This is a genomic window from Devosia sp. Soil_C_22 (genome assembly GCF_057657195.1).
In genome coordinates this window covers 2,601,531-2,624,718 of record NZ_JBDGIY010000001.1, presented here as the reverse complement: position 1 = coordinate 2,624,718, position 23,188 = coordinate 2,601,531, and the positions used below count along the sequence as shown (strand labels likewise).

Below are 23,188 nucleotides of genomic sequence, written 5' to 3'. Positions count from 1 at the left end.
GACTGGACGCCAGGGACGTCGGACAGAGAGCTTTTGCCTTGTCGCGCTTTCGAACCGGAAAAGTCTGCAACTTTTCCTGAAAGCGCTCTAGCCCGTCATCTGCAGCGCTGCTGTAGCCGGCATCCGCGCATCATCCGCCGCACGACAAGCGTGGGAGGAAAAGCTCGGGCGTCCGCAACAGGGCTCAGATCATTTTCGGGCAGGGCTCCTCTGGAAGGCGGCCTCAATAGACCCGTCGGACGGACCGGTCAAGAGCCGGTCGGCACGCAGTTGAGGACGTTCTTTTCCGGTGTGTAGAGCTGCAACACGTCGCGGCCGGAATCGTCGAAGCCGAGAATCGCGGAGGTGATGCCGGCGCCCTTGACCAGATTGCCATCGAGGAAGGTGACGCCGTTCGAGGCCATCTCGGCGAATCCGGTGCCCGAGGCGGCGCTGCCGAAATTGGCCGAGGCGTAGCCGTAGGAGCCGGCATAGATGGTCAACAGCCCCGCCTTGGTGCCGTCGACCAGGGCGCGGCAGCCCCAGTTGCCTTCGACGCCGGCACCGGTGAGCGACTGGGCAGCGGCGGGCGCCGCGAGGAGAGCCAGCGCGGTAGCGGCGAGCACGAGACGCATGGGACTTTTCACCTCCACTAGGGCGCTGTCAGGAAAGCTGCGGACTTTCCGGTCGCACGGCGCGAACCAAATCAGCGATTGGCCAGCAACTTCCCCAATCCGGGGAGCTTGGTCAACGCCTGAAGAAGGCTGAGGCGGAGTGGCATCCTGTAGTCGCGCAGCTTGGAGAAGCCGACGATCTCGGCCCGATAGACGAGTTCGCCGCGCTGGTTCACCGCATCGAGCCGATTGAACAGCAGGCCCCAGCCGGGAATGGAGTTCGAGGCGCGCTTGCTGGTGACGGTGAGCGTGTAGGTCACCTCGTCGCCCGGGCGCACCGGAGCCTTGAACTCCATGCTGTTGACGCCGGGGGAGGGGCCGGAAACGCCCGGCTTCTGGCCAAGGCCGCGCAGCCGCTCCTCCTCGACCTCGAGGGCGTCGACCATCTTGCGGTGGCCGACCAGCACCGTGTGCCAGCCTGAGGCGACAATGCCGCCGAAATGACTGTGGACGGCGCCGGCGGGATCGATGTGGAAATATTGCGGGTCGTACTCGCGGCCGAAGGCGAGAATCTCGGCCTCGGTGAAGGTGTGGCTGCCGAGCGGGAAAGGTTCGTCGATGGTGATGTCCTCGAACCAGCGGGTCATGGCGTGCCCCCGTGCTCGACGTCGTAGGGCTGTTCGGGCTGGGCGATGAAGCCCTCGGGATCGCGCGTCTCGACCAGGTTGGCGAGCCGCATGGTCATCACGCCCTCGCCCTTCTGGTTCTTCACCTCCAGGTCGAGCGATACGATGCCCCATTGCGGATGGTGGCGTGAGCGGCGCAGCTCGGCGACGGTGGCGGCGGCCCAGATGGTGTCGCCCTTCATTACCGGCCGCTTCCACTTGAGGTTGGAAAAGCCGAGCCCTCCGGCAGCCGCGACCTTGTTGAGGAAGCCGTCGCCGAGCAGGCGCAGGGTAAGCGCCGCGGTCTGCCAGCCGGAGGAGGCGAGGCCGCCCAGCAGCGAGCGCTTCGCCGCGTCCTCATCGAGGTGGAAGGGCAGGGGATCGAACTCGCGGGCGAAGGAGAGGATCATCTCCCTGCTCACGAGGGTCGAGCCGAGATTGACGGTTTCGCCCACGACGAGATCCTCGAAGTGACGGCGATCGGCGGTGACGGGGTTCATGGTTGACGTATACGTCAACTGCAGGCAGCGCGGCAAGATCAGGCGCGATAGCTGTAGACGGCGGCCGAGGTCATGGTGGTGTGGGCAGTGCCGAAGTCGGCGACCTCGTAGCGGGCGAGTTCGATGAGCAGGTGCAACGGCAGGTCGCGCCGGCCGGGATCGCCGACGAGGACATCGATACCGCGAGCGCGGAAAGCGTCGAGCTGGCGGATGCTGAGTGCCGCGACATCGGAGCCGTAGAACACGTCGCCGGCGAGGACGAGGTCAACGTCAGCGTCGACCGTGTCCGTCACGGTGACGGCCACGCCGTTCTCGGCGGCGTTGAGCGCGGTGGCAGCGCGGGCGTAGGGATCGAGGTCGGTGGCATAGATGGTCGCCGCGCCGGCTTGCGCTGCGGCGATGGCGACGAGGCCGGAGCCGCTGCCGAGATCGAGCACGCGGCGGCCGGCGACCGCCTCGGGATGCGCAGCCAGATGGCGGGCCAGCACGGTGCCGCCGGCCCAGACATAGGCCCAGTACGGCGCTGCGCCGGTATCGAGCTGGCTCAGCCGGCTGCCGGCATGGCCGGTGTAGAGTCGGATACCAGGAAAGCCGGGCGCCGGCTGCAGCAGCAGGCGGTCGCGAATGAAGCTGGCGGGGTCAATCCGGCGGGGCATCGCTTACCGCTCGGCCAGGAGACGGGCGTCGATGGCGCGGCTGACGGCTGTGGCGGCGGCCTGCCGGTCGACAGCACTATCGCGCAGGCGATCACGCAATGCGCGCGACAATTCGATCTGCATGCCCACTCCGCGGGCCGTGCGGTTGCAGATGTTGGCCGGATCGCGCCCCGGGAAGCGGTGTCCACCAGTCGCTGCAGGAAAGCCAGCCGCCGCGAGCTCGTCGGCGGTGCGCGAGATCAGCGCCGCGTCGAGGCCGCCCAGCAGCACCGGCTCGTCCGCCGCCTGCTCGAGATAGCCATGAACGGCCACCGCGACCCGGCCGCGCCCAATCAGCGTCAGCGCCCGCGGTTCGTCGAAATGCGCGGAGGTGAGGTGCAGGTCGCGGTGGGCGCGACCCGGTTGCAGCCCCTCGAAGCAGTAGAGCGAGTAGCGGTCCGCCGCGATGGCTCCAGCCACGAGCGAGGTGGTCGGCTCGATGTGGCCGCCATGCGGGGCGAGGATCGCGACCGGGGAAGGACGCTCGAGCACGCGCACCGCCCAGTCGACGCCTTCTGTCTCGGCGGCCGCCAGCTCGGCGAAGTTCTGGTAGCGATCGGGGATGTCCGAGCCCTCCGTCAGGCGAGGCCCCAGATCACGGCGACGCTGACCAGCCCGCAAAACAGGACGAAGCTGATGAGGCCGAAGCCGGCGAGCCAGATCGGGGCGCGTTGCCGGGCGTCCGAGGCGATGGCGCCGACCCAGCCGAGCATGCCGATGCCCCCCAGCACGAGGAAGAACAGCACGCCGAACCAGCCCATCATGCCGTAGATGTAGCTGACGACCAGCGGCGAGATGGCCGCTGCCAGCGCCGGCAGCACCAGCCAGCGCGCCTGCCGCTCACGCCGCAGGATGGCGAGCACGATGCCCAGCACGAGCAGCACGAGGCCGGCAGCCGGCAGCAGGGTGTAGAGGTTCACCTGGCCGCCGAGCAGCCCGACGGGGCCGCTGAAATAGGCGGAGGTCATGTTCCACCAAGTCGAGATCATCGTTTCCAGCATTGCCCCCTCCACATGCCGATGTCGTCGCTGCGGTCTACGGTGGCGCTACACACCACCGGGTCATTCCCGCGAAAGCGGGAATCTCCGTTTCGGTGCGCGCCTCAAACAGAGATCCCCGCTTTCGCGGGGATGACCCGGTGCCTGACGCACTAAATGATTCTCAAGCCGCCGGCGCAGCCGGTCAGGTGTTGAACTTGAACAGCATCACGTCGCCATCCTTGACGACATATTCCTTGCCTTCGTCGCGCGCCTTGCCGGCTTCCTTGGCCGGCACTTCGCCGCCGAGCGACACGTAGTCATCGTACGCAATGGTCTGGGCGCGGATGAAGCCGCGTTCGAAATCGGTGTGAATGACGCCGGCGGCCTGCGGAGCGCGGTCACCCTTATGGATGGTCCAGGCGCGCGTCTCCTTCGGCCCGACCGTAAAATAGGTCTGCAGGCCAAGCAGTTGGTAGGCTTCGCGGATCAATCGATTCAAGCCCGGCTCGTGTAGCCCGAGCGACTCGAGATATTCGCGCTGCTCCTCGTCCGGGAGCTGGGCGAGCTGGCTCTCGATCTCGGCAGAAATGACGATCACCGCGGCGTTGTGCTGCTTTGCATACTCCTCGACCTGCCTGGTCATGGAATTGCCGGTCGCGGCCGAGCCTTCGTCGACGTTGCACACGTAGAGCGCCGGCTTGGACGTCAGCAACTGCAGCTCGCGGAATGGCTTCTCCTCATCCTCGGAGCGCTGCACCAGCCGGGCCGATTTACCGTCGCGCAGCAGCGTCAGCGCGCGGTCGATCAGGTCGAGCGTCTGCTTGGCGTCCTTGTCGCCCTGCTTGGCCTTCTTCTCGACGCCGGTGCGGCGCTTCTCCAGGCTTTCGAGGTCGGCGAGCATCAGCTCGGTCTCGACCACTTCGGCGTCGGCGATCGGGTCGACCTTGTTGGCGACGTGGATGATGTTGCCGTCCTCGAAGCAGCGCAGCACATAGGCGATGGCGTCGCATTCGCGGATGTTGGCGAGGAACTGATTGCCCAGGCCTTCGCCCTGGCTGGCGCCCTTCACGAGGCCCGCGATATCGACGAAGCTCATGCGGGCGGGGATGATCTGCTGGCTCTTGCCGGCAGCGGCGAGCTTTTCCAGCCGCACATCAGGGACCGCCACCTCGCCGGTATTCGGCTCGATGGTGCAGAAGGGAAAGTTCGCGGCCTGGGCGTTCGCGGTACGGGTCAGCGCGTTGAAAAGCGTCGACTTGCCCACGTTGGGCAGGCCGACGATGCCCATTTTGAAACCCATGACAGTCTCCGGAAATTGCTGGCCCTCACATCGGGTGAAGGCGGGTGGAAGTCAATCGGTTTGGTGGGGAGCAGCAGGCCGCCGCGGCGCCTAAAGATACCCCCACCCCTGTCCCCTCCCCGCAAGGGGGAGGGAGACGCCAACAGTTCGCTCAGTGCTGGTGGAGCGATAGGTGGCGAGCGCAAGTCACCTCCCCCCTTGCGGGGGAGGGACAGGGTGGGGGGTATCTTCCTGCACCGGAGGATCGACCCCTCAGTCCTTCTTGAACAGTTTTCCGAGCATGTCGGCCATCGGGCCGGCGGGCTTGGGTTTGGTTGCCTGGAGCGGGGGGGAAGCGGCCGCCGCCTTCTTGCGCGTCGGGTCGGCGGTCTCGGGGCGTTGCGGGCGCTCGGCGCCGTCGCCCTGCACGGCGATGGCGAGCTTGTTCATGAGGCCGTTGTCGTCACCCTGGAGCAGCAGGCCGGCATTGTCGGCGAGGCTGTCGAGCAGCGGCGCCAGCCAGCCCTGCACCTCGGCCTTGGCGAAATCGCCGAGCACGTGCGGCATCACCAGGTCCTTGTGGCCCGGGTGGCCGACGCCGAGACGAACGCGGCGATAGTTCTGGCCGATCTGCGGATCGATCGAGCGGATGCCGTTATGGCCGCCGGCGCCGCCGCCGACTTTCACCCGCACCTTGCCCGGGGCGAGGTCGATCTCGTCGTAGAGCACGGTGATGTCGGAGGGACCGAGCTTGTAGAAGGTCGCGACCTTCTGCACGCTGTCGCCCGAGGAATTCATGTAGGTCTGCGGCTTCAGCAGCAGCACGCGCTCGCCAGCGATCGAGCCCTCGGTGATCAGGCCCTGGAACTTTTCGCGGAATGCGGGAAAGCCGTGCCGGCGCGCGATGGCGTCGACGGCGAGGAAGCCGATATTGTGGCGGTTGTTGCGGTATTTGTCCCCGGGATTGCCGAGGCCGACAATCAGCTGCATCGGCGAATATCCAGGCACTGGGGCAGGGGTGGGCGGGCCGAAGCCCGCCCGAACTTAGTTGCGCGCCGGATTGGTCCGACGCGGGAGCGTTACTCGCTCGCTTCGCCTTCGGCCGGAGCCTCGGCACCCTCGGCCGCTTCTTCAGCGCGCAGCCCCGAAGGGGCGACGATCGTGGCGATGGTCACGTCGTCCTCGTGGCTGTGGTCGGACGCGCCGGCCGGCAGCTTGATCGAGGAGATGTGGACCGACTGGCCGACATCGAGGCCGGTGAGGTCGATGACGATCTCTTCCGGGATGTTGTCGGCATCGACCGTCAGGTCGAGCGTGTGGTGCACGATGTTCAGCACGCCGCCGCGCTTGATACCCGGCGAGGCTTCTTCGTTGGCGAAGTGGACCGGCACCTGGATGTTGATCTTGGCGCCCTTGCCGATGCGCAGGAAATCGACGTGCAGCGCCTTGTCCTTGACCGGATCGAGCTGGTAGTCGCGCGGAATGACGCGGTGCTTCTCGCCGTCGACCTCGACGGTCATGACATGCGAGAGGAAACCACCGGCGTAGATCGCCTTCATCGCCTCTTTGTACGAGATCGAGATCGGCAGGGGAGCCTTCTTGTCACCATAGATGACGGCGGGAATGAGCCCCTCACGACGCAGTGCACGAGCGGCCCCCTTGCCCACCCCGCTCCGCGCCTGAGCCTTGAGCTCCTTAGCAGCAGTAGCCATTGAATGATCCATTCATGGGTTGGTGTGAACTTCGATTAGTCAAAGCTCACGCGCCCGTCCTCCAGGGGTGACGGGTGCTTCATGGCGCGTGGCTATAGTGGAAAGGGGGCTGGCGGGCAAGGGGAGGGGCGACGGGAGAGGAACAGTCACGAGCGGAAGCCGGGAGCAGGAAAAGTCCCGTAAGACGTCGAAGTTCACCGAAGGGCAGATCCCCTTTGTACTCAAGCACGTCATTCGGGCGGAATCGGTGAATGCTGCAGCGGTCCGGAATGGGTAGGCTGATGCCCACGAATGGATTCGCTATTTCGCGAGGGGTTCCGCGGGTGGGCATCTACGAAGAGCTGGGCATCAAGCCGATCATCAATGCGTCGGCAACACTCACCAAACTTGGTGGATCGCGCATGCCCGGGGAAGTCCTCGAGGCCATGCATGCGGCTGCGGGCTCGTTTGTCGATCTGCCACTCTTTCAAGCGCGGGTCGGCGATCGCATCGCCGAGCTCACCCGGAATGATGCCGCCTTCGTTTCCTCAGGTGCAGCAGCCGGAATCGTGCTCGCGGTCGCAACGCTCATGGCAGCGCCGAACGAACCCGATCCGATGGCGTATCCGATGCTCAAGGGCATCACCAGGAACGAAGTGATCGTCTTCACGTCACAGCGCAACGGCTACGACTTCGCGATTGCCCAGACCGGCGCCTCTATCGTTGCGTGCGACGACACCCTCGACGCGTTCGAGTCGGCCATAACGGACCGCACAGCGTGCCTCGTCTGGTTTGCCGGGGCGCTGGCAGCGAAATCGCCGCCGCTCGAGGATGTCGTTGCGATCGCCAAGAAGCACGGCGTCCCGGTTCTGGTTGACGCCGCTGCCCAGATTCCACCGGTTTCGAACCTCTGGCATTACACCAAGGACCTCGGCTGCGACGGTGTCATCTTCAGTGGCGGCAAAGGTATCCGCGGGCCGCAGGCTGCCGGTCTGGTCCTCGGGACCAGGGAGCTGATCGCAGGGTGCCGCCGACTTTCACCGCCAACGCAGGGCATCGGTCGACCGATGAAAGTCGGCAAGGAAGAACTCGGCGGAATGCTCGCCGCCGTCCAGTACACACTGGCTCAGGACGAAGACGCGCTTCTCGAAGGTTACGAGGCGATCGTGCAGAGCTGGATCGAAGGACTCGGCAACATCGCGGGAGTGACGATGGAACGTGGCTTCCCAAGCGAGGCGGGTCAACCTCACGCCCGCGCCATCGTTCGTCTCTATGACGGTTTCCGCAAGACGCGCGACCAGGTCATTGACGAACTCAGGACCGGCGACGTCTGGATCGAGGTCGCGGCCATTGAACCGAACGCCATCGCCTTGAACCCGCAGACGCTGACGCGCGAAGAAGCCGATGTCGTTACTGCGCGGCTGCGGCAGGTTCTGACCAACTAATCAGGGAAATCATCGATGGCATTCAATGTCCGTAAGCGCGGCAAGCTCACCTATTACTACGAGGGCGATCGGCCGGTTCTCTCGGCACTGGTGACCGAGGAACAGGCGGATGGCGACCTGAAAATCCATTTCGCCGGCCTGACCGGCGGCTACTCGGCGAAGGGCGTCCTGGGGCTCGACAAACTCGTGTCGATGGATCCGCATCAGGAAGTCGCACTGGTCTTCAGGTGCTGGGAGAAGTGGCTGGTCGAGGCAGGAATCTGCTCGTCCCTGCGGGAAATCGACTTCATCGAGATGCACGCGTTCGGTGCCCAGCCGAAGACCCCGAACATCCTCACCGACCCCGCCGGATACGCCGCTGAGCAGGATCGCCTGCGGAAGGCCTATGCCGAGGCGTACTCATCCTTCTTCGCCGATAACCTCCCCGAGAATGGCGTTCCCTGCCGCTTCACGGTCCACCTGATCGATTTCCCGGACAAGGCGGCCTCGTACGAGTTCTATTCGACCGCGCTCCTCCAACGCGCATTGCAGAAGCGTTAGTCAGGCTGGCGCTGCCGGTCCGTGGCTCGGGCACCGGCACGAGATCGTAAAGCGGACTCTCCGCGCCAACCCACTACCCGTCCGCCAACGCGGCCAGCCGTCCCTGCAGATAGTGCCGCACCGCCGGGTCGGTGGTCAGCCCGATGGCCACCGTGAACGCCTCGTAGGCTTCGCTCTTCCGGCCGGCGCGGCCCAGCAAATGCCCGAAGGCGGCCCAGTAGGGTTGGTAGCTCAGCATGCGCTTGTCGCCGGCGAGCGGGGCCATGGCCAGGAGGGCGGCGTCCGGGCCCTCGACTTCGGCCAGGGCGGCGGCGCGGTTGAGGGCGACCACCGGCGAGTGCGTGCGCTGCAACAGGTGCGAGTAGAGCGCGACGATGGCCGGCCAGGTGTCGGCGCCCGTGAGGCGCCGGGCGGTGTGGGCGGACTGGATCGCGGCCTCGAGCTGGTAGCGGCCGGAGGGGCCGCCAGTGCTGGCGTCGCGCAGCAGGCTTTCGGCGAGGGTGAGCAACTCGGTGTCCCACAGGCCGGTATCCTGGCTGTCGAGCGGGACATAGGCGCCGGTCTTGTCGCGGCGGGCGCCGGCGCGGGCGGCGGTGTAGAGCATGAGCGCCAGCATGCCCTTGGCTTCGGGCTCGTCGGGCAGCAGCGAGACGATCAGCCGGGCGAGCCAGATGGCTTCGTCGGCGATGTCCTCGACGCCGTCGCTGAGCTCGTTCCAGCCCTTGGTATAGGCGGCATAGACGGCGTCGAGCACGGCGGCGAGACGCTGCGGCAGCTCCTCGCGCTCGGGGATCTCGAAGGGCACGCCGGCCTCGCGGATGCGGTTCTTGGCGCGCACCAGGCGCTGCCCCATGGTGGCGGGCGGGATGAGGAAGGCGGCTGCGATATCGATGGCGGTGAGGCCGAGGATGGTCTGCAGGATCAGCGGGGCGCGCAGGCCCGGCTCGACCGCCGGATGGGCGCAGGCGAACATCAGGGCGAGGCGCCGGTCGGGGATGGCGTCGCCGCTATTGGCGGCCTCTTCTATCTCGTCAGCGATCAGCTTCACGTGGTCCTCCCCCGCCTGCCGCGTCTGGCGGCGACGCACGGCGTCGGTCTGGCGGCGGCGCGCGACGGTCAGCAGCCAGGCATCGGGGCTCGCCGGCACGCCATCGATCGGCCACATGCGCAGGGCGGCCGCGAAGGCCTCGCCCAGCGCATCCTCGGCGCCCGCCACGTCGCGGGTGCGGGCGGCGAGATAGGCGACGAGGCGGCCATAGCTTTCGCGCGCCACCCGTTCGGCGGCGGCCTTGGCTGAGCCGGCGGCCTCGTCGACTGCGGTCATTTCCAGCTCGAGACGTGCACCGGCCGGACTTCCACCGTGCCATAGCGCGAGGCCGGGCAGCGCTGGGCCCAGGCGATGGCTTCCTCGAGCGTATCGACGTCGACGAAGAAATAGCCGGCGAACTGCTCCTTGGTATCGGCATAGGGGCCATCGAGGATGGAGCCGCTGTCGCCGCTCTTCACCAGCGTCGCCTTGCTCGAGGGCTCGAGCCGCTCGCCGCCATCGATGCCGGCCTTGGCCAGCGCCTCGTTGAAGGCGCCCCATTCGGCCCACAGCTCCTTCTGGGGAGCGGCCTGGATCAGGGCGTCGTCCTGGTGGAGCAAAAGCATGTAGCGCATTGGTTTCTCCTGTTGCGGGTGCGTCGGGATCAGCCCCGACACACCCATGTCGCGTGGACCGGCCGGCTTTCGACCGGTCCCCGAAGATTCCGCGCGATGCTCACGCGCCCTCGGGCCGGGTCGGCCAGATCGGGCGCACCTCGATGGTGCCGAACTGGGCGGCCGGGCACTTGCCGGCCCACTCGACGGCCTCCTCGATGGTCGGCACATCGATCAGGTAGTAGCCGCCCAGCTGTTCCTGGGTTTCGGCGTAGGGGCCATCGAGCACCACGGCCTTCTTGTCGCGCACGCGGACGCTGCGGGCCGACGGGGTGGGGCGCAGGCGCTGGCCGTCGACCATCACGCCGGCCTTCACCATGGCCATGTTGAAGGCGTGATATTCGGGGCTCATGCCGGTGTCGTCCACCGTCGTCGAGGTATTCATACGGGCTTCGTCGCCCATGATGAGCAGCATGAACTTCATCGATCTTCTCCTGTTCGGGGCCGGACGAAAGTGCCCGGCTGACCCGATGACGGCTGGCAGAAGAGAAGTTCTACAAAACGACAGCGAGATTTTCAGCCCGGCCGTTTCGCTTAGCGGAGGCCCGGGGCGTCGACGTAATCCGCAAACAGTTCGCGCACTTCGATCGAGCCCCATTGCGCGGCCGGGCACTTGGCGGCCCAGTCGAGCGCTTCCTGCATGCTGGCCGCCTCGATGAGGTAGAAGCCGCCCAGCTGTTCGCGCGTCTCGGCATAGGGGCCATCATGCACGCGCAGCACGCCGCCTTCGTTGGTGAAGGTGCCCATCGAGGTCTCGCCGCCCTCCATGCGCAGGGTGCGGGCTTCGCCGGTCTGCTGCAGGGGCGCGGTCATCACCAGGGCGCCGGCCTTTTTCAGCACGTCGTTATAGGCGCCCATGATGTCCATGGCCCGGCCCATGTCCTCGGCCGAGAACTCGGCACCGACCGTCTCGTCGGCATAGAGCAACATCATGTACTGCATCGTCCCTCTCCTTGGCTGTGACGTTAACCTGTCAAACCAATGTCGGGCGAGGCGAGGGCATTTCGACAATGCGATGGAGATTCATGAACGGATGGACAGAACCCGTTCATGAACATGGTGGATGGGCGGCCAAAATGGGTATGGTCCGCTGACCTTACTGCCGCAGTCCCGTGGCCAATCGAGGCATCGCGCCGCCGAACCGCCTCGGCCGCACGGGCCTCGCCGAGATTTATCCTCGCTGGAGCCAGCCATGCGAAAATAGCCCCATACCGTCATGGACCGGGGCAGGGCGATTGCACACACAGCAGACTGAACGAATTGGGTGCATATCGTTCAATTCCGGTGCGACGCTCAGTCGAGGAGGCTCGAGACGCTCTGTTCGCTCGCCGTGCGGGCGATGGCTTCGCCCATCAGCGGGGCGATGGAGATGACGCGGATGTTCTTGGCGGCGCGCGAGGCTTCGGTGGCCTCGATCGAGTCGGTAATCACCAGCTCCTTGAGCTTGCTCGCCGCGATGCGCTCGGCTGCGCCATCGGACAGCACGCCATGCGTGATATAGGCTGAAACCTCGGTGGCACCGGCCTTGAGCAGGGCTTCGGCGGCATTCACCAGCGTGCCGCCCGAGTCGACGATATCGTCGATGAGGATGCAGGCATGGCCGGCGACGTCGCCGATGATGTTCATCACCTCCGACACGCCGGCGCGCGGGCGGCGCTTGTCGACGATGGCGAGATCGGCGCCGATGCGCTGGGCGGTAGCGCGGGCCCGGGCCACGCCGCCAACGTCGGGCGAAACGATCATCAGGTTGCCGTTGGTGTAGCGCTCCTGGATGTCGCGGACCATGACCGGCGCGCCATAGAGGTTGTCGGTCGGGATATCGAAAAAGCCCTGGATCTGGGCGGCATGCAGATCGAGCGTGACGACCCGGTTGACGCCGGCCTCGGTGATCAGGTTGGCGACCAGCTTGGCCGAGATCGGCGTGCGCGAGGCGGACTTCCGATCCTGCCGGGCATAGCCGAAATAGGGCATGACCGCGGTGATGCGGCGGGCCGACGAGCGGCGCAGCGCATCCGACAGGATCAAGAGCTCCATCAGGTTGTCGTTGGCCGGATACGAGGTCGACTGCAGGATGAAGACGTCCTCACCACGCACGTTCTCGTGGATCTCGACGAAAATCTCTTTGTCGTTGAAGCGCTTGACCGTGCAGTCGGTCAGGGGCAGCTCGAGATAGCTCGCGACGGCCTCGGCCAGCTCGCGATTGGAATTGCCGGTGACGAGTTTCACGGGCGCGGGCTCCGGGGGCGGCCGGGCGGGAGTGACCGGCTCCTTCTGGCCGGGTCTTTAGCTTGGCCGCCCACAGGAGGCAATGCAGCTTGTGACGGATGGATGAACATTCGGGGTGTGGGGCACGGTTTCTCCCGAGACTCGGTGTCATCCCAGCGAAAGCTGGGATCCAAGCCGCAGCCCGCGCTGGCGGAGAGATGGATCCCTGCTTTCGCAGGGATGACAGCTGGTGAGTGGGGATGGACGGCGCGTGGCCTCTCAAACCCGCGTGGGAGCTACAGCCCGCCCAGCCCGATGACGCTCAACTGCCGCCCCGCCGTCGTGCCCTTGTGCGTCGCGTAGCGGTGCGAGAAGTATTTTTTCGGCTCGGCATAGGTGCAGATGGCGAGGTCATCGACCAGGCCGACACCGGCATTGGCGAGGTGGTCGAAGACGAAGCCCGGGAGGTCGAAATGCTCGCGGCCGCCGTTGGGCTTGCTGATGCGGTTGGCCGCATCGCGATGGTCGCGGAGCAGGTTCGCGGCGAATTCCGGGCCGACCTCGTAGTTCGGGCCGGAAATCGTGGGACCGATGGCCGCGACGATGCGGTCGGCGCGGGCGCCGAGATCGACCATGGCGGCGACGGTGGCCTCGGCAATGCCGCCGACGGCGCCCTTCCACCCGGCATGGGTGGCGCCGATGACGCCGGCCTCGGCGTCGGCGAACAGGATCGGCGTGCAGTCGGCGGTGAGAATGCCGAGCGCGATGCCGGGAACGCGGGTGACCAGCGCATCGGCTTCCGGCTTCTCGTCATTGGCGCCGGGGAGGCGGGTGACTTCGAGCACGGTGACCGAGTGAACCTGCTTCACGGTGACCAGCTGGTCGAGCGAAAAGCCAAGATTGCCGGCGACCTGGGCGCGGTTCTCGATGACGTGACTGAACTTGTCGCCGCTCGATTCCGATGTGTTGAGCGACGCGAAATCGCCGGTCGACACGCCGCCGCGACGGCCGAAAAAGCCGTGCCGGACGCCGGTCAGCCGCTCGAGCGCGCGACTGGTTTCAAAGGGAGTGGTCATTTCGGAAAGCCGAGTGGTTCGAGGTCGCCGGAATGGGCGCAGAACACCTTGAACAGCGTGCCCATCTCCTCAGGCGCGGTCAGGCGCTTCAGGGCCGCGCCGATTTCGTCCATACGTGCCGGATTGGCCCGGGCCAGCGCCGTCGCCCTCTCGACAATGCCGAGGCCGCCGAGGAAATCGCGCTGCGTGGACAGTTTTTCGACCGTCAGGCCGACCTCCTCGGCGATGATGCGCAGGGCGCCGAAGCTGACATGGGCGCTGAGGTCGATCTCGCCCGGCGCGTCGAGCGGATCGACATAGGCGTGGTTGCGGATGGCCTGCAGCGTTTCGCCGGTCTGGAGGTCGCCGTAGCCGTAGTCGACGGCGAGGAGGGCGCCGCGCTGGTTGCGGATGCGGGTGCCGAGCTGCTGGACGATGTCGGCCGAGGCGAGGCTGACCTCGTAGATTTCGCCCGGCGCGGCGCCGCGCACGCCCTCGGGCATCGAGGCCTCGGGGATCGGCGTCGGCGACAGGCCGAAGACGCGCTTGCCGTCGCGCAGTCCGACCTGGCGCTCGTGCCAGCCATCGGTGCCCTTCACGAACTGGCGGATGGGCATGGCGTCGAAGAACTCGTTGGCGACGACCAGCAGCGGATCCTCGGCAACCTCGTCGATGGCCGAGGCCCAGTACGGGTTGTACTGCGCGAGCCGCTCGGCCTGCTGCGCCCGCAGCGCCGGATTGGTCTCGAACAGCTGCAGGTGGCAGGCATCGAGGAAGCCTTCGGCCTTGGCGGCGACGCGCAGCGCATCCTGCATCAGCGTGCCCCGGCCGGGCCCGAGTTCGAGCAGGGTGAAGCTGGGCGGCTCGCTCATCTGCTGCCAGATGTTGACGAGGTAGAAGCCGATCAACTCCCCGAACATCTGGCTGATCTCGGGCGCGGTGACGAAGTCGCCCTTGGCGCCGAGCGGGTCCTTGCCGGTGTAGTAGCCGGAACGCGGATGGGTCAGCGCGAGGCTCATATAGGTCGCAACCGACATCGGCCCGTTCTGGGTGAGCTGCATGTCGATCAGCTCGGCGAGCGTGTGGTCACCGGACGTATTCTCACTCATGGCGGGCCCTCAGGGCATAGATAACCAGCCCGAGGCCGGCGACCAGCATGGGTAGGCTCAGGATCATGCCCATGGTCAGCCAGCCGCCATAGAGGTAGCCGAGCTGGCTGTCGGGCAGGCGGAAGAACTCGACGAAGATGCGGCCGAGCCCATAGCCGATGCCGAAGATGCCGGCGATCAGGCCGGGATGCTTCAGGGCGCGCGTGTAGAAACAGAGCAGGTTGATGACGGCGAAGAGCAGCAGGCCTTCGAGCAGTGCCTCGTAGAGCTGGGTGGGGTGGCGGGGCACGCCGAGCTCGTCGTTGGGGAAGATGATGCCCCAGGGCAGGGTGGTGGGCGCGCCCCACAGCTCGGCATTGATGAAATTGGCGACGCGGCCGAGGAATAGGCCGATGGTGCCGATGGCGCCGAGCAGGTCGAAGCCGGAAAGGATGTTGCCCTTGTGGTGGCGGGTGAACAGCGCCATGGCCAACGCGATGCCGACGAGGCCGCCGTGGAAGCTCATACCGCCGTCCCACAGCGCGATGATCTCACCGGGGTTCTGAAGGTAGTAGCCGAGATTGTAAAACAGCACGTAGCCGAGCCGGCCGCCGAGGATGATGCCGAGCACGGCCCAGAAGGCAAAATCCCAGATCGCCGGCGGCGGGAAGGGCGGGCGATTGTCGCGCCACAGCCCGTGCCGGCTGAGCAGGAGCGTGGCGTAGGCCGCGCCGAGCAGGACGCCGGCGAGATAAGCCAGGGCGTACCAGCGGATTTCGATCGGGCCGAGCGCAAAGGCGACAGGTTGGAGGAAGTCCGGAAAGGGCAAGGCGCGGCTCCGCTCGAAGTAGCTTTTCTTGTAGGTCGCGCGTTCGAACCGGAAAAGTCTGCAACTTTTCCTGAACACGCTCCGGCAGGAGGTGAGACCTTTTAGCCGCCACCGGGCTCTGGTCAAGGCACGCTGGTCCGCCTAAAAAGCTTGCCGATAGCCGTTGAGAGGACAGGTCAGATGACCCAGAGCAGCAAGCTGTTCGACGAGCTGGGCAAGCTCATGAACAATGCCGCAGGCGTTGCCGATGGCGTGCGCCGCGAGATCGAGACGGTGGTGAAATCCCAGCTCGAGCGGCTGATCGCCGACATGGACCTGGTCAAGCGCGAAGACTACGACGCGCTGCGCGAGCTGGTGCAGACGCAGAGCGCCGAGCTCAAGGCGCTCAAGGCCGAGGTCGATGCGCTGAAGGCCAGGGGCTAAGCCCGGGTGCGTATCGCAGTCCTTTCCGACGTGCACGGCAACCTGCACGCCCTCGATGCCGTGCTGGACGATATTGCCGGGCAGGGCGTCGATGCGACGCTGGCGCTGGGCGATTTCCTTAGCGGTCCGAGCGATCCGGTCGGAGTCGCCGACCGGCTGATCGAGCTGGGCATCCCGTCGGTGCGCGGCAACCACGATCGCTACATCACCGACGGGCGCGACAACGATTGGCACATCGATGCGCTGGTGCGCGGCATGCTGACGGCACCGCAGATGGAGTGGCTCGGCTCGATCCCGCCGACGCGGCTGTTCGACGAGGACATCTTTCTCTGCCACGGCACGCCGCGCGACGATAACGGCACCTTCCTCGATGCGATCACCGAGACGCCGGAGTACCGGTTCTCCTCGATCAACCGCCGCGACAAGATCGAGGAAGAGGCCGAGGGCTTCGATCATGCGGTGATCCTGTGCGGGCACACGCATGTGCCGCGCAGCCTGAGGCTCACCGATGGCCGGCTGGTGGTGAACCCGGGCAGCGTCGGGCTGCCGTTTGAGATTGGTTCACCTGATGCGCGCTATGGAATTGTCGAGAAGCGCAGCGCCGGCTGGAATACGGAGCTGCGTGCCGTTGCCTATGATCATCACGCCGCCGCCGAGCAGGCGCTCGAACGTGGCTATCCGAAATGGGCCGAAGCCTTGAAGTGGGGCTGGGCCAGCCCGCGCGGACTGTAGCTGCCGCCGGTCGTCGCCAGGAGGCGGACGCATGCGTATTGCGGTGATTTCCGACATTCACGGCAACCGCCTGGCGCTCGATGCGGTCGAGGCGGATATCGCCATGCGCGGCGTCGATGCGACGGTGAACCTGGGCGACCTGTTCGCCGGGCCGGTCGATCCGATCGGAGTGGCGGACATGCTCATCGAGCGCGGTTATCCCACGGTGATCGGCAACCACGATCGCTACATGCTCGACATGCCCGATGCGGAAATCGCGCCGATCGACCGGCATGTGCGGGCGCAGCTGTCGCCGGTGCATATTGCCTACATGAGGAGCCTGCCCAGGACGCAGGATATCGAGGGCGAGGTGTTCCTGTGCCACGGCACACCCACGAGCGACGAGGCGCCGTGGCTCGACTCGTGGTGGACGGGCCGGACGATGACGGTGCCGGGCGAAGTCGAGGTAACGGCGCAGGCCGACGGGCTCGATTTCCCGGTGCTGCTGTGCGGGCACACCCATGTTTCGCGGGTAGTTCGGCTGCGTGACGGGCGGCTGGTGGTCAACCCGGGTGCGGTGGGGCTGCAGATCAATTATGGCGTGCCGGACGCGCGCTACGCCATCATCGAGCGGCATGGCGGGGTGTGGTCGGCGACGATCCGGGCAGTGCCATACGACTTCGAGGCCGCCGCGCAGGCTGCGATCAGGAACGGCTTTCCGAAATGGGCCGAGGCGATCCGCACCGGCTGGGCCAGCGCCGAGGGGCTGTTCTGAGGCAACCAGCCACCGGGTGTCATCCCTGCGAAAGCAGGGATCCAACTCGTAGCCCGCGCTGGTGGATAGATGGATCCCTGCTTTCGCAGGGATGACATCGAGTTTTGGGAGAGTTCTCGCATCCACGATCCGGCAAGGAAACGTCGCGTCACGCAATCGTCATCGGTGGAGTGAGGCGCGCTATATAGCGCGAGTCGGCGGCTCTACGCTGTCTCAAAATCGAGCAGATCGGGTGGGGACAGACTCGGCGGCTTAAGACCCTGTTAACCCTTCGAGCGGGATCATCCACAGAAGAAAGCCTTGGATGGCCCGGATGGCGCAATCCCCGGAATCGGGGGGCGCGTGTAGCGTGAGGGGCATAGGACGATTCGAAGGCTCTCTGCCGCGTTCGCGTTCTCGAGAGTACCGCGTCGGGTCGGATCAGCCGGCCAAGCCTTCACCGTTTCGCCCAATGGGACGCTCAGCCAATGACACATCTTCTCGAACTTGAGCCGGATCGCACCGTGCATCCGGTCGACATCATCGAGCACATCGCGTCGATCAACGACTGGAATTTCGAACGCCAGGACGCGGACGAAATCTCCATCTCGGTGCGCGGCAACTGGGCGGACTACCACGTTTCCTTCAACTGGATGGAAGACCTCGAGTCGCTCCACATCGCGGCCGCGTTCGACCTCAAGGTGCCGGACATCCGCCGCAACGAAGTGAAGCTGCTGATCTCGCTGATCAACGAACAGCTGTGGATCGGCCATTTCGACATGTGGAACCACGAGGGTGTCGTGCTGTTCCGCAACTCGCACCTGCTGACCGGCGGGGCCGAGGTCAGCCCGCAGCAATGCGAGGCGCTGCTGCGCTCGGCCACCGACAGCTGCGATCTCTACTACCAGGCTTTCCAATTCGTGATATGGGCTGGCAAGAGCGCTGCAGACGCGCTCAGCGAGGTCATGTTCGAAACGGTAGGCGAAGCTTGAATCTATCAGATATCGGCCCCGTCGTTCTGGTCGGGGCCGGCAAGATGGGCCTGGCGCTGGCCCGCGGCTGGATCGCGGGCGGGCTGCCGGCGGACCGGCTGGTCCTGTGTGATCCCCAACCCTCCGAGGCGGCGACCGCGTTTGCGGCCGAGCATGGCGTGCGCCTGCTCGACAGCCCCATCGGCGTGCTGACGCATGTGCTGGTGCTCGCCGTCAAGCCGCAAGTGATCCACGACGTGATGGCCCAGATTCAGCCGATCGTAGGCAGTTACACGCTGGTGGTTTCGATTGCGGCGGGGATACCGCTGGCGGGGCTGAGCGAAGGCCTGCTGACCGACCGGGTGATCCGCACCATGCCGAATACACCGGCCCAGATCGGGCGGGGTATCAGCGGCGCGGTGGCGCTCAGCGTAACCGACGAGGACCGTGCGACTGCCGAGTCGCTGCTGCAGGCGGCCGGGGAGCTGATGTGGTTCGACGACGAGGCGATGATCGACGCGGTGACGGCGGTCAGCGGTTCGGGTCCGGCCTATGTGTTCTACATGGTCGAGGCACTGGCGGCGGCCGCCAAGCGCCAGGGCTTTGACGACGAGCAGGCGATGCGGCTGGCGCGCGCCACGGTGACCGGTGCGGCGGCGCTGATGGATGCCGAAAAGGATTTGCCGGCTTCGCAACTGCGGATCAACGTGACTTCGCCCAAGGGCACCACTGCGGCGGCGCTCGAGGTGCTGATGGCGCCCGACGGGCTGACGCCGCTGATGGACAAGGCGGTAGCAGCGGCCCGCAGACGGTCCGAAGAGCTCGGCCGCGCCTGATGGCCGAGATTTCTTACGCCGACTTCGAGAAGGTCGATATCCGGGTCGGTACGATCGTCGACGCCAGAGTTTTCCCCGAGGCGCGGAAGCCGGCGTATATTCTCCTGATCGATTTCGGTTCGGAGGTGGGGATCAAGAAAAGCTCGGCGCAGATCACGGTGCACTATACGCCCGAGACGCTGGTCGGCCGGCAGGTGATGGCGGTAGTGAACTTTCCGCCGCGGCAGATCGGCCCGGTGCGCAGCGAAGTGCTGACACTAGGATTCGAGGATGCCGATGGCGCAATTGTTCTCGCGGCGGTGGAGCGCGGCGTGCCGAACGGCCAGAAGCTGATGTAGCTGCCGCGGCTGGAGCACTTCCCGATCGGACTGAAGTGGCGCCCCACGCACAGTGTCATTCCCGCGAAGGCGGGAACCCAGTCGGGGCACCGAGCGTGCGGCCGCTGGATCCCCCGCCTTCGCGGGGATGACGCCGGAGTGTGTGGACCGCTTCGAACGTGAACTGCTCTACAGGTCGTCCGTCAGCTTGAGGCGGTCCAGCAGGCCACGGTCATCGGGCTCCACCATGCCGACGAAGAATTGCAGCACGGTGCGCTTTCCTTCGGGGGGCAGGGCGGCGATGGCGGATTCGATGCGGCTGGTCTGGGTGGCCGAGAGGACGTCGAAGAGTTCGCGGCCCTTGGCCGTGGCATGCAGCAGGCGCTGACGGCGGTCGGTGTCGCCCGTCTTCTGCTCGATATAGCCGTTGTCGACGAGCTGGCGCAGGACGCGGGCGAGGCTTTGCTTGGTGATCTTGAGGATGTCGAGCAGGTCTGCGACCGGCATGCCGGGCTTGAGGTTGACGAAATAGAGCACGCGGTGGTGGGCGCGGCCAAAGCCTTGGCGTTCGAGCAGCGCATCAGCGTCGCTGACGAAGTCGCGATAGGCAAAGAAGAACAGCCCCATCACGTCCAGCGGCATCGATGGGGAGGCCTTGCTGCCGGAATTTATGTCAGCCTTGTTGACATTTATTTTGCCCGGTGCCATCATCCCCCCATCGAGATTGCTTTTCTTGCCTTATCCCAAAGCCATTCCGGTTTGCCAAGGGCGAGCCGGTGGGGCAGGATTGCAGGCAAACAACAAGCGGCCAGGGAAGACCGCAGAGCGGGAGATAGAACATGGCAATTCCTATGGACCAGCGCGACGGCTGGATCTGGTTCGACGGCCAACTGGTGCCGTGGAAGGACGCCAAGCTTCACGTGCTGACGCATGGGCTGCACTATGCGAGCAGCGTGTTCGAGGGTGAGCGCGCCTATGGTGGCGAAATCTTCAAGTCGCGCCAGCATACCGAGCGCCTGATCCAGTCGGGCAAGACGCTCGATTTCACCATTCCCTATTCGGTCGACGAGATCGAAGCGGCCAAGCGTCTCGTGCTGGAGAAGAACGGGCTGGTCGACGCCTACGTGCGCCCCGTGGCCTGGCGCGGCTCGGAAGAGCTGTCGGTGCCCGGCCGCAACAACAAGGTGCACCTCGCCATCGCTGCCTGGGTGTGGCCGAGCTATTTCTCGGTCGAGGAGAAGCTCAAGGGCATCCGCCTCGAGTGGAGCCGCTGGAAGCGCCCGAGCCCGGAGACAATCCCGTCCTCGGCCAAGGCCGCCGGCCTCTACATGATCTGCACGCTGAGCAAAGACGCGGCGATGGCCAATGGCTATGCAGATGCGCTGATGCTCGATTATCGCGGCTATGTCGCCGAGGCGACCGGCGCCAATGTGTTCTTCATCAAGGGCGACGAGATCCATACGCCGACCCCGGATTGCTTCCTCAACGGCATCACCCGGCAGACGCTGATCGAGCTTGCCAAGCAGAACGGCTACAAGGTGATCGAGCGGCACATCCTGCCCGAAGAGCTGGCCAACTACGACGAATGCTTCCTTACCGGTACCGCGGCGGAGGTGACGCCGGTGTCGGTGGTTGGCGAGTACACGTTCAAGCCGGGCAAGGCCTGCACGACGCTGATCAACGCCTATACCGAGGCGGTGACGCCCAAGAAGGTCGCGGCAGAGTAAGCCCAGTCCGAATTGCCGAGTTGATGAACCCCGCCCGCTGTGGCGGGGTTCATGCTTTCGGAGGATCTCATGAAATTGCCGAGTCTGCGCGAGCGGTTGAAGAGCGGGGTGCCGCTGATCGCGACGTTCTCGATCATTCCGGCGGTCGAAGTCGTGGAACTCATCGGGCTCGCCGGGTTCGATGCGGTGATCCTCGATATCGAACATGGCGCGCATGGCAGCGAGGCGCTGGGAGCGCTGATCCTCGCAGCGATGGCGCGTGGAATCTATCCGGTCGTGCGGGTGCGCAGCAGCGATCCGGCCGAGATTGCCGCGGCGCTGGATGCTGGAGCCGCTGGCGTGATCGTGCCGCAGATCGGTTCGCTGGCCGAGGCGGAGAGGGCGGTGCGGGCGGCGCGGTTTGCGCCGGATGGCAATCGCGGGGCCAATCCGTTCGTGCGCGGCGCGGACTATTCGGGGCGGCTCGAGTGGTTCGCCGAGGCCAATCGTGATGTGGCCATCCTGGTGATGATCGAGGGTCGGGACGGGCTGGCGGCGGCGGAGCAGATCGCGGCGGTGCCCAATCTCGACGGCGTTTTCGTCGGGCCGATGGACCTGTCGCACTCGCTGGGCGTGCCGGGCGAGATGGGGCATCCGGATGTGGTAGCGGCCATTCGGACCGCGATTGCGGCGTGCCGCAAGGCGGGAATCACGGCCGGCATCTTCGCGGGCACGCCCGAGGCGGCGAAGCGGTGGATGGGCGAGGGCGTGAGCTTTCTCGGTGTTGGTGCGGATACGGCTTACCTGCGCGCGGCGCTGGTGCGGGCGGTGACGGAAACGCGGGGCTAGCTGCGCGTGGCGGCGCGGCGGTGCAACTCGCGCAGGCGCGCCTCGAGCGAGGGCTCGGGGCCTTCGACCGGCAGGTTGGGCGCAATCGCGTTGATCGGCAGGTTGACGACGGGCGATGGCGAGCCGCCGAGTTCGGCGCGCCATTCGGCCAGTTGCGCTGACGAGGCGGCATAGACGATGCGGCCGAGGCCGACCCAGGCGTGGGCGGCGGAACACATCGGGCAGTGCTCGCCGGAGGTGTAGACGGTAGCGTCGGCGCGCTCGGCTGACGCCATGTTGGCGGCGGCCCATTTGGCGATGTCGAATTCGGGATGGCGCGTGGCGTCGCCGGTCGATTCCCAGTTGTGCTCTTCATGGAGCACGCGACCATCGGCAGCGACCAGCACGGAGCCGAACGGGTCGTTGCCGGTGGTGAGCGCCTGTTCGGCGAGATCGACCGCGCGGGTCAGGTGTTTCAGGTCGGTGGCGTTCACGTCGCGCGCCCGTCTGGGTAGACGGCGGGGCCCTTGAGCTCGAGTTTGTTGCCCCAAGGATCGAGCACGTAGAACGAGTTGCCCATGCCACGAGCGCCGTCGTGGAAGGCGTAGCGTTCGATGGCGACGTCGTGCGCGGCGAGGTGGGCCCGCATGGCGTCCTCGTCGAAGGGGCTCAGCGCGATGCAGACGTGATCGACGTTGCGGCCGCCTTTGACCGGCGGGATGGCGGAGGCGGCGCCGGGATGGGTGATGTCCCACAGGACGATCAGCGCGGCGCCGCACCAGAGCTGCTCCATGCCGAGGGCCGGGTACCCATAGCCGGGCTGACAGCCGAGGACGTCGGCATACCATTTGGTTGCTTTGGCGAGGTCGTCGACGAGGAAGACGATGTGGTCGATGCCGACCAGCGAGAAGGGCGGAGTGGTCACTTGATATCCCATCTGAGGCGGGCGGCGTCGTCTTCGGGTTTGGCCTCGACCCAGCGCTCACCGTCGGGAGTGGCTTCCTTTTTCCAGAACGGGGCGTCGGTCTTGAGATAGTCCATCAGGAAGGAAGCGCCGTCGAAGGCGGCCTGGCGGTGCGGGGCCAGGGTCATCACCTGGACGATGGGATCGCCGACGGGCAATTCGCCGTAGCGGTGGATGACGCTGGCGCGGATGAGGCCGAAGCGGGTGACGGCTTCGGCGATGGCCTTGCTGACCTGGGCGATGGCCAGTTCGGGATAGGCCTCGAGCGTCAGGGTGCTCACCGGATCGTCGGGGCGGGAGCGGACGAGGCCGGTGAAGGTGACGGCGGCGCCGGCCGCGGCCGACAGTTCGAGAAAGGCATTGGTCTCGGCGCCCGGATCGAAAGGCTCGGTCTGGATGCGGACGGACACCG

At 66.0% G+C, this 23,188-nt stretch carries 31 protein-coding genes; 10 read left to right on the top strand and 21 right to left on the bottom strand.

Annotated elements, in window-relative coordinates:
* Window positions 1–248: 248 nt before the first annotated feature.
* The 9 genes from AC3A6I_RS12810 to AC3A6I_RS12770 all read right to left on the bottom strand — a co-directional run bounded on the left by AC3A6I_RS12810 (window position 249) and on the right by AC3A6I_RS12770 (window position 6,424).
* Window positions 249–614 carry a hypothetical protein gene (locus tag AC3A6I_RS12810; RefSeq protein ID WP_487544104.1) on the bottom strand — a complete coding sequence of 122 codons (366 nt, stop codon included), beginning with the start codon at window positions 612–614 and terminating at the stop codon, window positions 249–251.
* Window positions 615–685: 71 nt separating this feature from the next.
* The gene (locus AC3A6I_RS12805; RefSeq protein WP_487544103.1) at window positions 686–1,240 is read right to left on the bottom strand and encodes a MaoC/PaaZ C-terminal domain-containing protein; all 555 of its coding nucleotides are present in this window, start codon (window positions 1,238–1,240) and stop codon (window positions 686–688) included.
* Entirely contained in the window at window positions 1,237–1,758 is a 522-nt protein-coding gene (locus AC3A6I_RS12800) for a MaoC family dehydratase (RefSeq protein ID WP_487544102.1), read from the bottom strand. Before AC3A6I_RS12800 ends, AC3A6I_RS12805 begins: the two co-directional genes overlap by 4 nt.
* 38 nt (window positions 1,759–1,796) lie before the next feature.
* Window positions 1,797–2,414: a class I SAM-dependent methyltransferase gene (locus tag AC3A6I_RS12795; protein WP_487544101.1), complete on the bottom strand. Its 618-nt coding sequence runs from the start codon at window positions 2,412–2,414 to the stop codon at window positions 1,797–1,799.
* A 3-nt stretch (window positions 2,415–2,417) separates the two neighbouring features.
* On the bottom strand, window positions 2,418–3,074 hold the full coding sequence (locus AC3A6I_RS12790) for a poly-gamma-glutamate hydrolase family protein (protein ID WP_487544100.1): 657 nt from the start codon (window positions 3,072–3,074) through the stop codon (window positions 2,418–2,420).
* The gene (locus AC3A6I_RS12785) at window positions 3,032–3,454 is read right to left on the bottom strand and encodes a hypothetical protein (protein WP_487544099.1); all 423 of its coding nucleotides are present in this window, start codon (window positions 3,452–3,454) and stop codon (window positions 3,032–3,034) included. Before AC3A6I_RS12785 ends, AC3A6I_RS12790 begins: the two co-directional genes overlap by 43 nt.
* A gap of 181 nt (window positions 3,455–3,635) precedes the next feature.
* Window positions 3,636–4,733, bottom strand: a complete 1,098-nt coding sequence (gene ychF, locus AC3A6I_RS12780; protein ID WP_487544098.1) for a redox-regulated ATPase YchF — start codon at window positions 4,731–4,733, stop codon at window positions 3,636–3,638.
* A 252-nt stretch (window positions 4,734–4,985) separates the two neighbouring features.
* Window positions 4,986–5,702 (bottom strand): aminoacyl-tRNA hydrolase, encoded by a 717-nt coding sequence (gene pth / locus AC3A6I_RS12775; protein WP_487544097.1) that lies wholly within the window; start codon window positions 5,700–5,702, stop codon window positions 4,986–4,988.
* Between the two features lie 89 nt (window positions 5,703–5,791).
* Complete coding sequence (locus tag AC3A6I_RS12770) at window positions 5,792–6,424, bottom strand: 50S ribosomal protein L25/general stress protein Ctc (RefSeq protein ID WP_487544096.1); 633 nt, start codon at window positions 6,422–6,424, stop codon at window positions 5,792–5,794.
* A gap of 323 nt (window positions 6,425–6,747) precedes the next feature.
* Here AC3A6I_RS12770 and AC3A6I_RS12765 point away from each other — a divergent pair, with 323 nt between their 5' ends.
* Together AC3A6I_RS12765 and AC3A6I_RS12760 are read left to right on the top strand one after the other, a co-directional pair.
* Window positions 6,748–7,848, top strand: a complete 1,101-nt coding sequence (locus AC3A6I_RS12765; protein WP_487544095.1) for an aminotransferase class V-fold PLP-dependent enzyme — start codon at window positions 6,748–6,750, stop codon at window positions 7,846–7,848.
* A gap of 15 nt (window positions 7,849–7,863) precedes the next feature.
* Window positions 7,864–8,388, top strand: a complete 525-nt coding sequence (locus AC3A6I_RS12760) for a hypothetical protein (RefSeq protein ID WP_487544094.1) — start codon at window positions 7,864–7,866, stop codon at window positions 8,386–8,388.
* 73 nt (window positions 8,389–8,461) lie between these two features.
* Here the strand turns inward: AC3A6I_RS12760 and AC3A6I_RS12755 are convergent, their stop codons facing one another.
* The 8 genes from AC3A6I_RS12755 to lgt all read right to left on the bottom strand — a co-directional run bounded on the left by AC3A6I_RS12755 (window position 8,462) and on the right by lgt (window position 15,266).
* Window positions 8,462–9,712: an RNA polymerase sigma factor gene (locus AC3A6I_RS12755; protein ID WP_487544093.1), complete on the bottom strand. Its 1,251-nt coding sequence runs from the start codon at window positions 9,710–9,712 to the stop codon at window positions 8,462–8,464.
* Complete coding sequence (locus AC3A6I_RS12750) at window positions 9,709–10,050, bottom strand: YciI family protein (protein ID WP_487544092.1); 342 nt, start codon at window positions 10,048–10,050, stop codon at window positions 9,709–9,711. Before AC3A6I_RS12750 ends, AC3A6I_RS12755 begins: the two co-directional genes overlap by 4 nt.
* 100 nt (window positions 10,051–10,150) lie before the next feature.
* The gene (locus tag AC3A6I_RS12745) at window positions 10,151–10,513 is read right to left on the bottom strand and encodes a YciI family protein (RefSeq protein ID WP_487544091.1); all 363 of its coding nucleotides are present in this window, start codon (window positions 10,511–10,513) and stop codon (window positions 10,151–10,153) included.
* Window positions 10,514–10,623: 110 nt separating this feature from the next.
* Window positions 10,624–11,031 (bottom strand): YciI family protein, encoded by a 408-nt coding sequence (locus tag AC3A6I_RS12740; RefSeq protein WP_487544090.1) that lies wholly within the window; start codon window positions 11,029–11,031, stop codon window positions 10,624–10,626.
* 351 nt (window positions 11,032–11,382) lie between these two features.
* Window positions 11,383–12,315: a ribose-phosphate pyrophosphokinase gene (locus tag AC3A6I_RS12735; RefSeq protein WP_487544089.1), complete on the bottom strand. Its 933-nt coding sequence runs from the start codon at window positions 12,313–12,315 to the stop codon at window positions 11,383–11,385.
* Window positions 12,316–12,590: 275 nt separating this feature from the next.
* Window positions 12,591–13,370 (bottom strand): peptidoglycan editing factor PgeF, encoded by a 780-nt coding sequence (pgeF, locus tag AC3A6I_RS12730; protein ID WP_487544088.1) that lies wholly within the window; start codon window positions 13,368–13,370, stop codon window positions 12,591–12,593.
* Window positions 13,367–14,458, bottom strand: a complete 1,092-nt coding sequence (locus AC3A6I_RS12725; protein WP_487544087.1) for a class I SAM-dependent methyltransferase — start codon at window positions 14,456–14,458, stop codon at window positions 13,367–13,369. The genes pgeF and AC3A6I_RS12725 overlap by 4 nt, the downstream gene beginning before the upstream one ends.
* Window positions 14,451–15,266: a prolipoprotein diacylglyceryl transferase gene (gene lgt / locus AC3A6I_RS12720; protein ID WP_487544086.1), complete on the bottom strand. Its 816-nt coding sequence runs from the start codon at window positions 15,264–15,266 to the stop codon at window positions 14,451–14,453. The genes AC3A6I_RS12725 and lgt overlap by 8 nt, the downstream gene beginning before the upstream one ends.
* A 180-nt stretch (window positions 15,267–15,446) precedes the next feature.
* On the opposite strand from lgt, the gene AC3A6I_RS12715 reads away from it, so the two are divergent.
* The 6 genes from AC3A6I_RS12715 (at window position 15,447) to AC3A6I_RS12690 (ending at window position 19,299) form a co-directional block, all read left to right on the top strand.
* The gene (locus AC3A6I_RS12715; RefSeq protein WP_487544085.1) at window positions 15,447–15,689 is read left to right on the top strand and encodes an accessory factor UbiK family protein; all 243 of its coding nucleotides are present in this window, start codon (window positions 15,447–15,449) and stop codon (window positions 15,687–15,689) included.
* A 6-nt stretch (window positions 15,690–15,695) separates the two neighbouring features.
* Window positions 15,696–16,421, top strand: coding sequence for a metallophosphoesterase family protein (locus AC3A6I_RS12710; RefSeq protein ID WP_487544084.1), 726 nt, complete (start codon window positions 15,696–15,698; stop codon window positions 16,419–16,421).
* A gap of 31 nt (window positions 16,422–16,452) precedes the next feature.
* Window positions 16,453–17,175 (top strand): metallophosphoesterase family protein, encoded by a 723-nt coding sequence (locus AC3A6I_RS12705; RefSeq protein ID WP_487544083.1) that lies wholly within the window; start codon window positions 16,453–16,455, stop codon window positions 17,173–17,175.
* A 467-nt stretch (window positions 17,176–17,642) separates the two neighbouring features.
* Window positions 17,643–18,146: a type III secretion system chaperone family protein gene (locus AC3A6I_RS12700; RefSeq protein ID WP_487544082.1), complete on the top strand. Its 504-nt coding sequence runs from the start codon at window positions 17,643–17,645 to the stop codon at window positions 18,144–18,146.
* Window positions 18,143–18,961: a pyrroline-5-carboxylate reductase gene (gene proC / locus AC3A6I_RS12695; protein WP_487544081.1), complete on the top strand. Its 819-nt coding sequence runs from the start codon at window positions 18,143–18,145 to the stop codon at window positions 18,959–18,961. Before AC3A6I_RS12700 ends, proC begins: the two co-directional genes overlap by 4 nt.
* Complete coding sequence (locus AC3A6I_RS12690) at window positions 18,958–19,299, top strand: tRNA-binding protein (protein ID WP_487545020.1); 342 nt, start codon at window positions 18,958–18,960, stop codon at window positions 19,297–19,299. Before proC ends, AC3A6I_RS12690 begins: the two co-directional genes overlap by 4 nt.
* 168 nt (window positions 19,300–19,467) lie before the next feature.
* Here AC3A6I_RS12690 and AC3A6I_RS12685 read toward each other — a convergent pair whose 3' ends face one another.
* Complete coding sequence (locus tag AC3A6I_RS12685; RefSeq protein WP_487544080.1) at window positions 19,468–19,920, bottom strand: MarR family winged helix-turn-helix transcriptional regulator; 453 nt, start codon at window positions 19,918–19,920, stop codon at window positions 19,468–19,470.
* A gap of 197 nt (window positions 19,921–20,117) precedes the next feature.
* On the opposite strand from AC3A6I_RS12685, the gene AC3A6I_RS12680 reads away from it, so the two are divergent.
* Together AC3A6I_RS12680 and AC3A6I_RS12675 are read left to right on the top strand one after the other, a co-directional pair.
* On the top strand, window positions 20,118–21,005 hold the full coding sequence (locus tag AC3A6I_RS12680; protein WP_487544079.1) for a branched-chain amino acid aminotransferase: 888 nt from the start codon (window positions 20,118–20,120) through the stop codon (window positions 21,003–21,005).
* A 69-nt stretch (window positions 21,006–21,074) separates the two neighbouring features.
* Entirely contained in the window at window positions 21,075–21,833 is a 759-nt protein-coding gene (locus AC3A6I_RS12675) for an HpcH/HpaI aldolase family protein (RefSeq protein ID WP_487544078.1), read from the top strand.
* Here AC3A6I_RS12675 and AC3A6I_RS12670 read toward each other — a convergent pair.
* Genes AC3A6I_RS12670 through AC3A6I_RS12660 form a run of 3 tightly spaced genes read right to left on the bottom strand, consistent with a single transcriptional unit; the run spans window position 21,830 to window position 23,186 of the window.
* A complete protein-coding gene (locus tag AC3A6I_RS12670) occupies window positions 21,830–22,306 on the bottom strand; it encodes a nucleoside deaminase (protein WP_487544077.1) in 477 nt (158 codons plus the stop codon). The two genes, AC3A6I_RS12675 and AC3A6I_RS12670, sit on opposite strands and share 4 nt — an antisense overlap.
* Window positions 22,303–22,737: a VOC family protein gene (locus AC3A6I_RS12665; RefSeq protein ID WP_487544076.1), complete on the bottom strand. Its 435-nt coding sequence runs from the start codon at window positions 22,735–22,737 to the stop codon at window positions 22,303–22,305. Before AC3A6I_RS12665 ends, AC3A6I_RS12670 begins: the two co-directional genes overlap by 4 nt.
* On the bottom strand, window positions 22,734–23,186 hold the full coding sequence (locus AC3A6I_RS12660; protein ID WP_487544075.1) for a molybdenum cofactor biosynthesis protein MoaE: 453 nt from the start codon (window positions 23,184–23,186) through the stop codon (window positions 22,734–22,736). The genes AC3A6I_RS12665 and AC3A6I_RS12660 overlap by 4 nt, the downstream gene beginning before the upstream one ends.
* Between the last annotated feature and the right edge of the window lie 2 nt (window positions 23,187–23,188).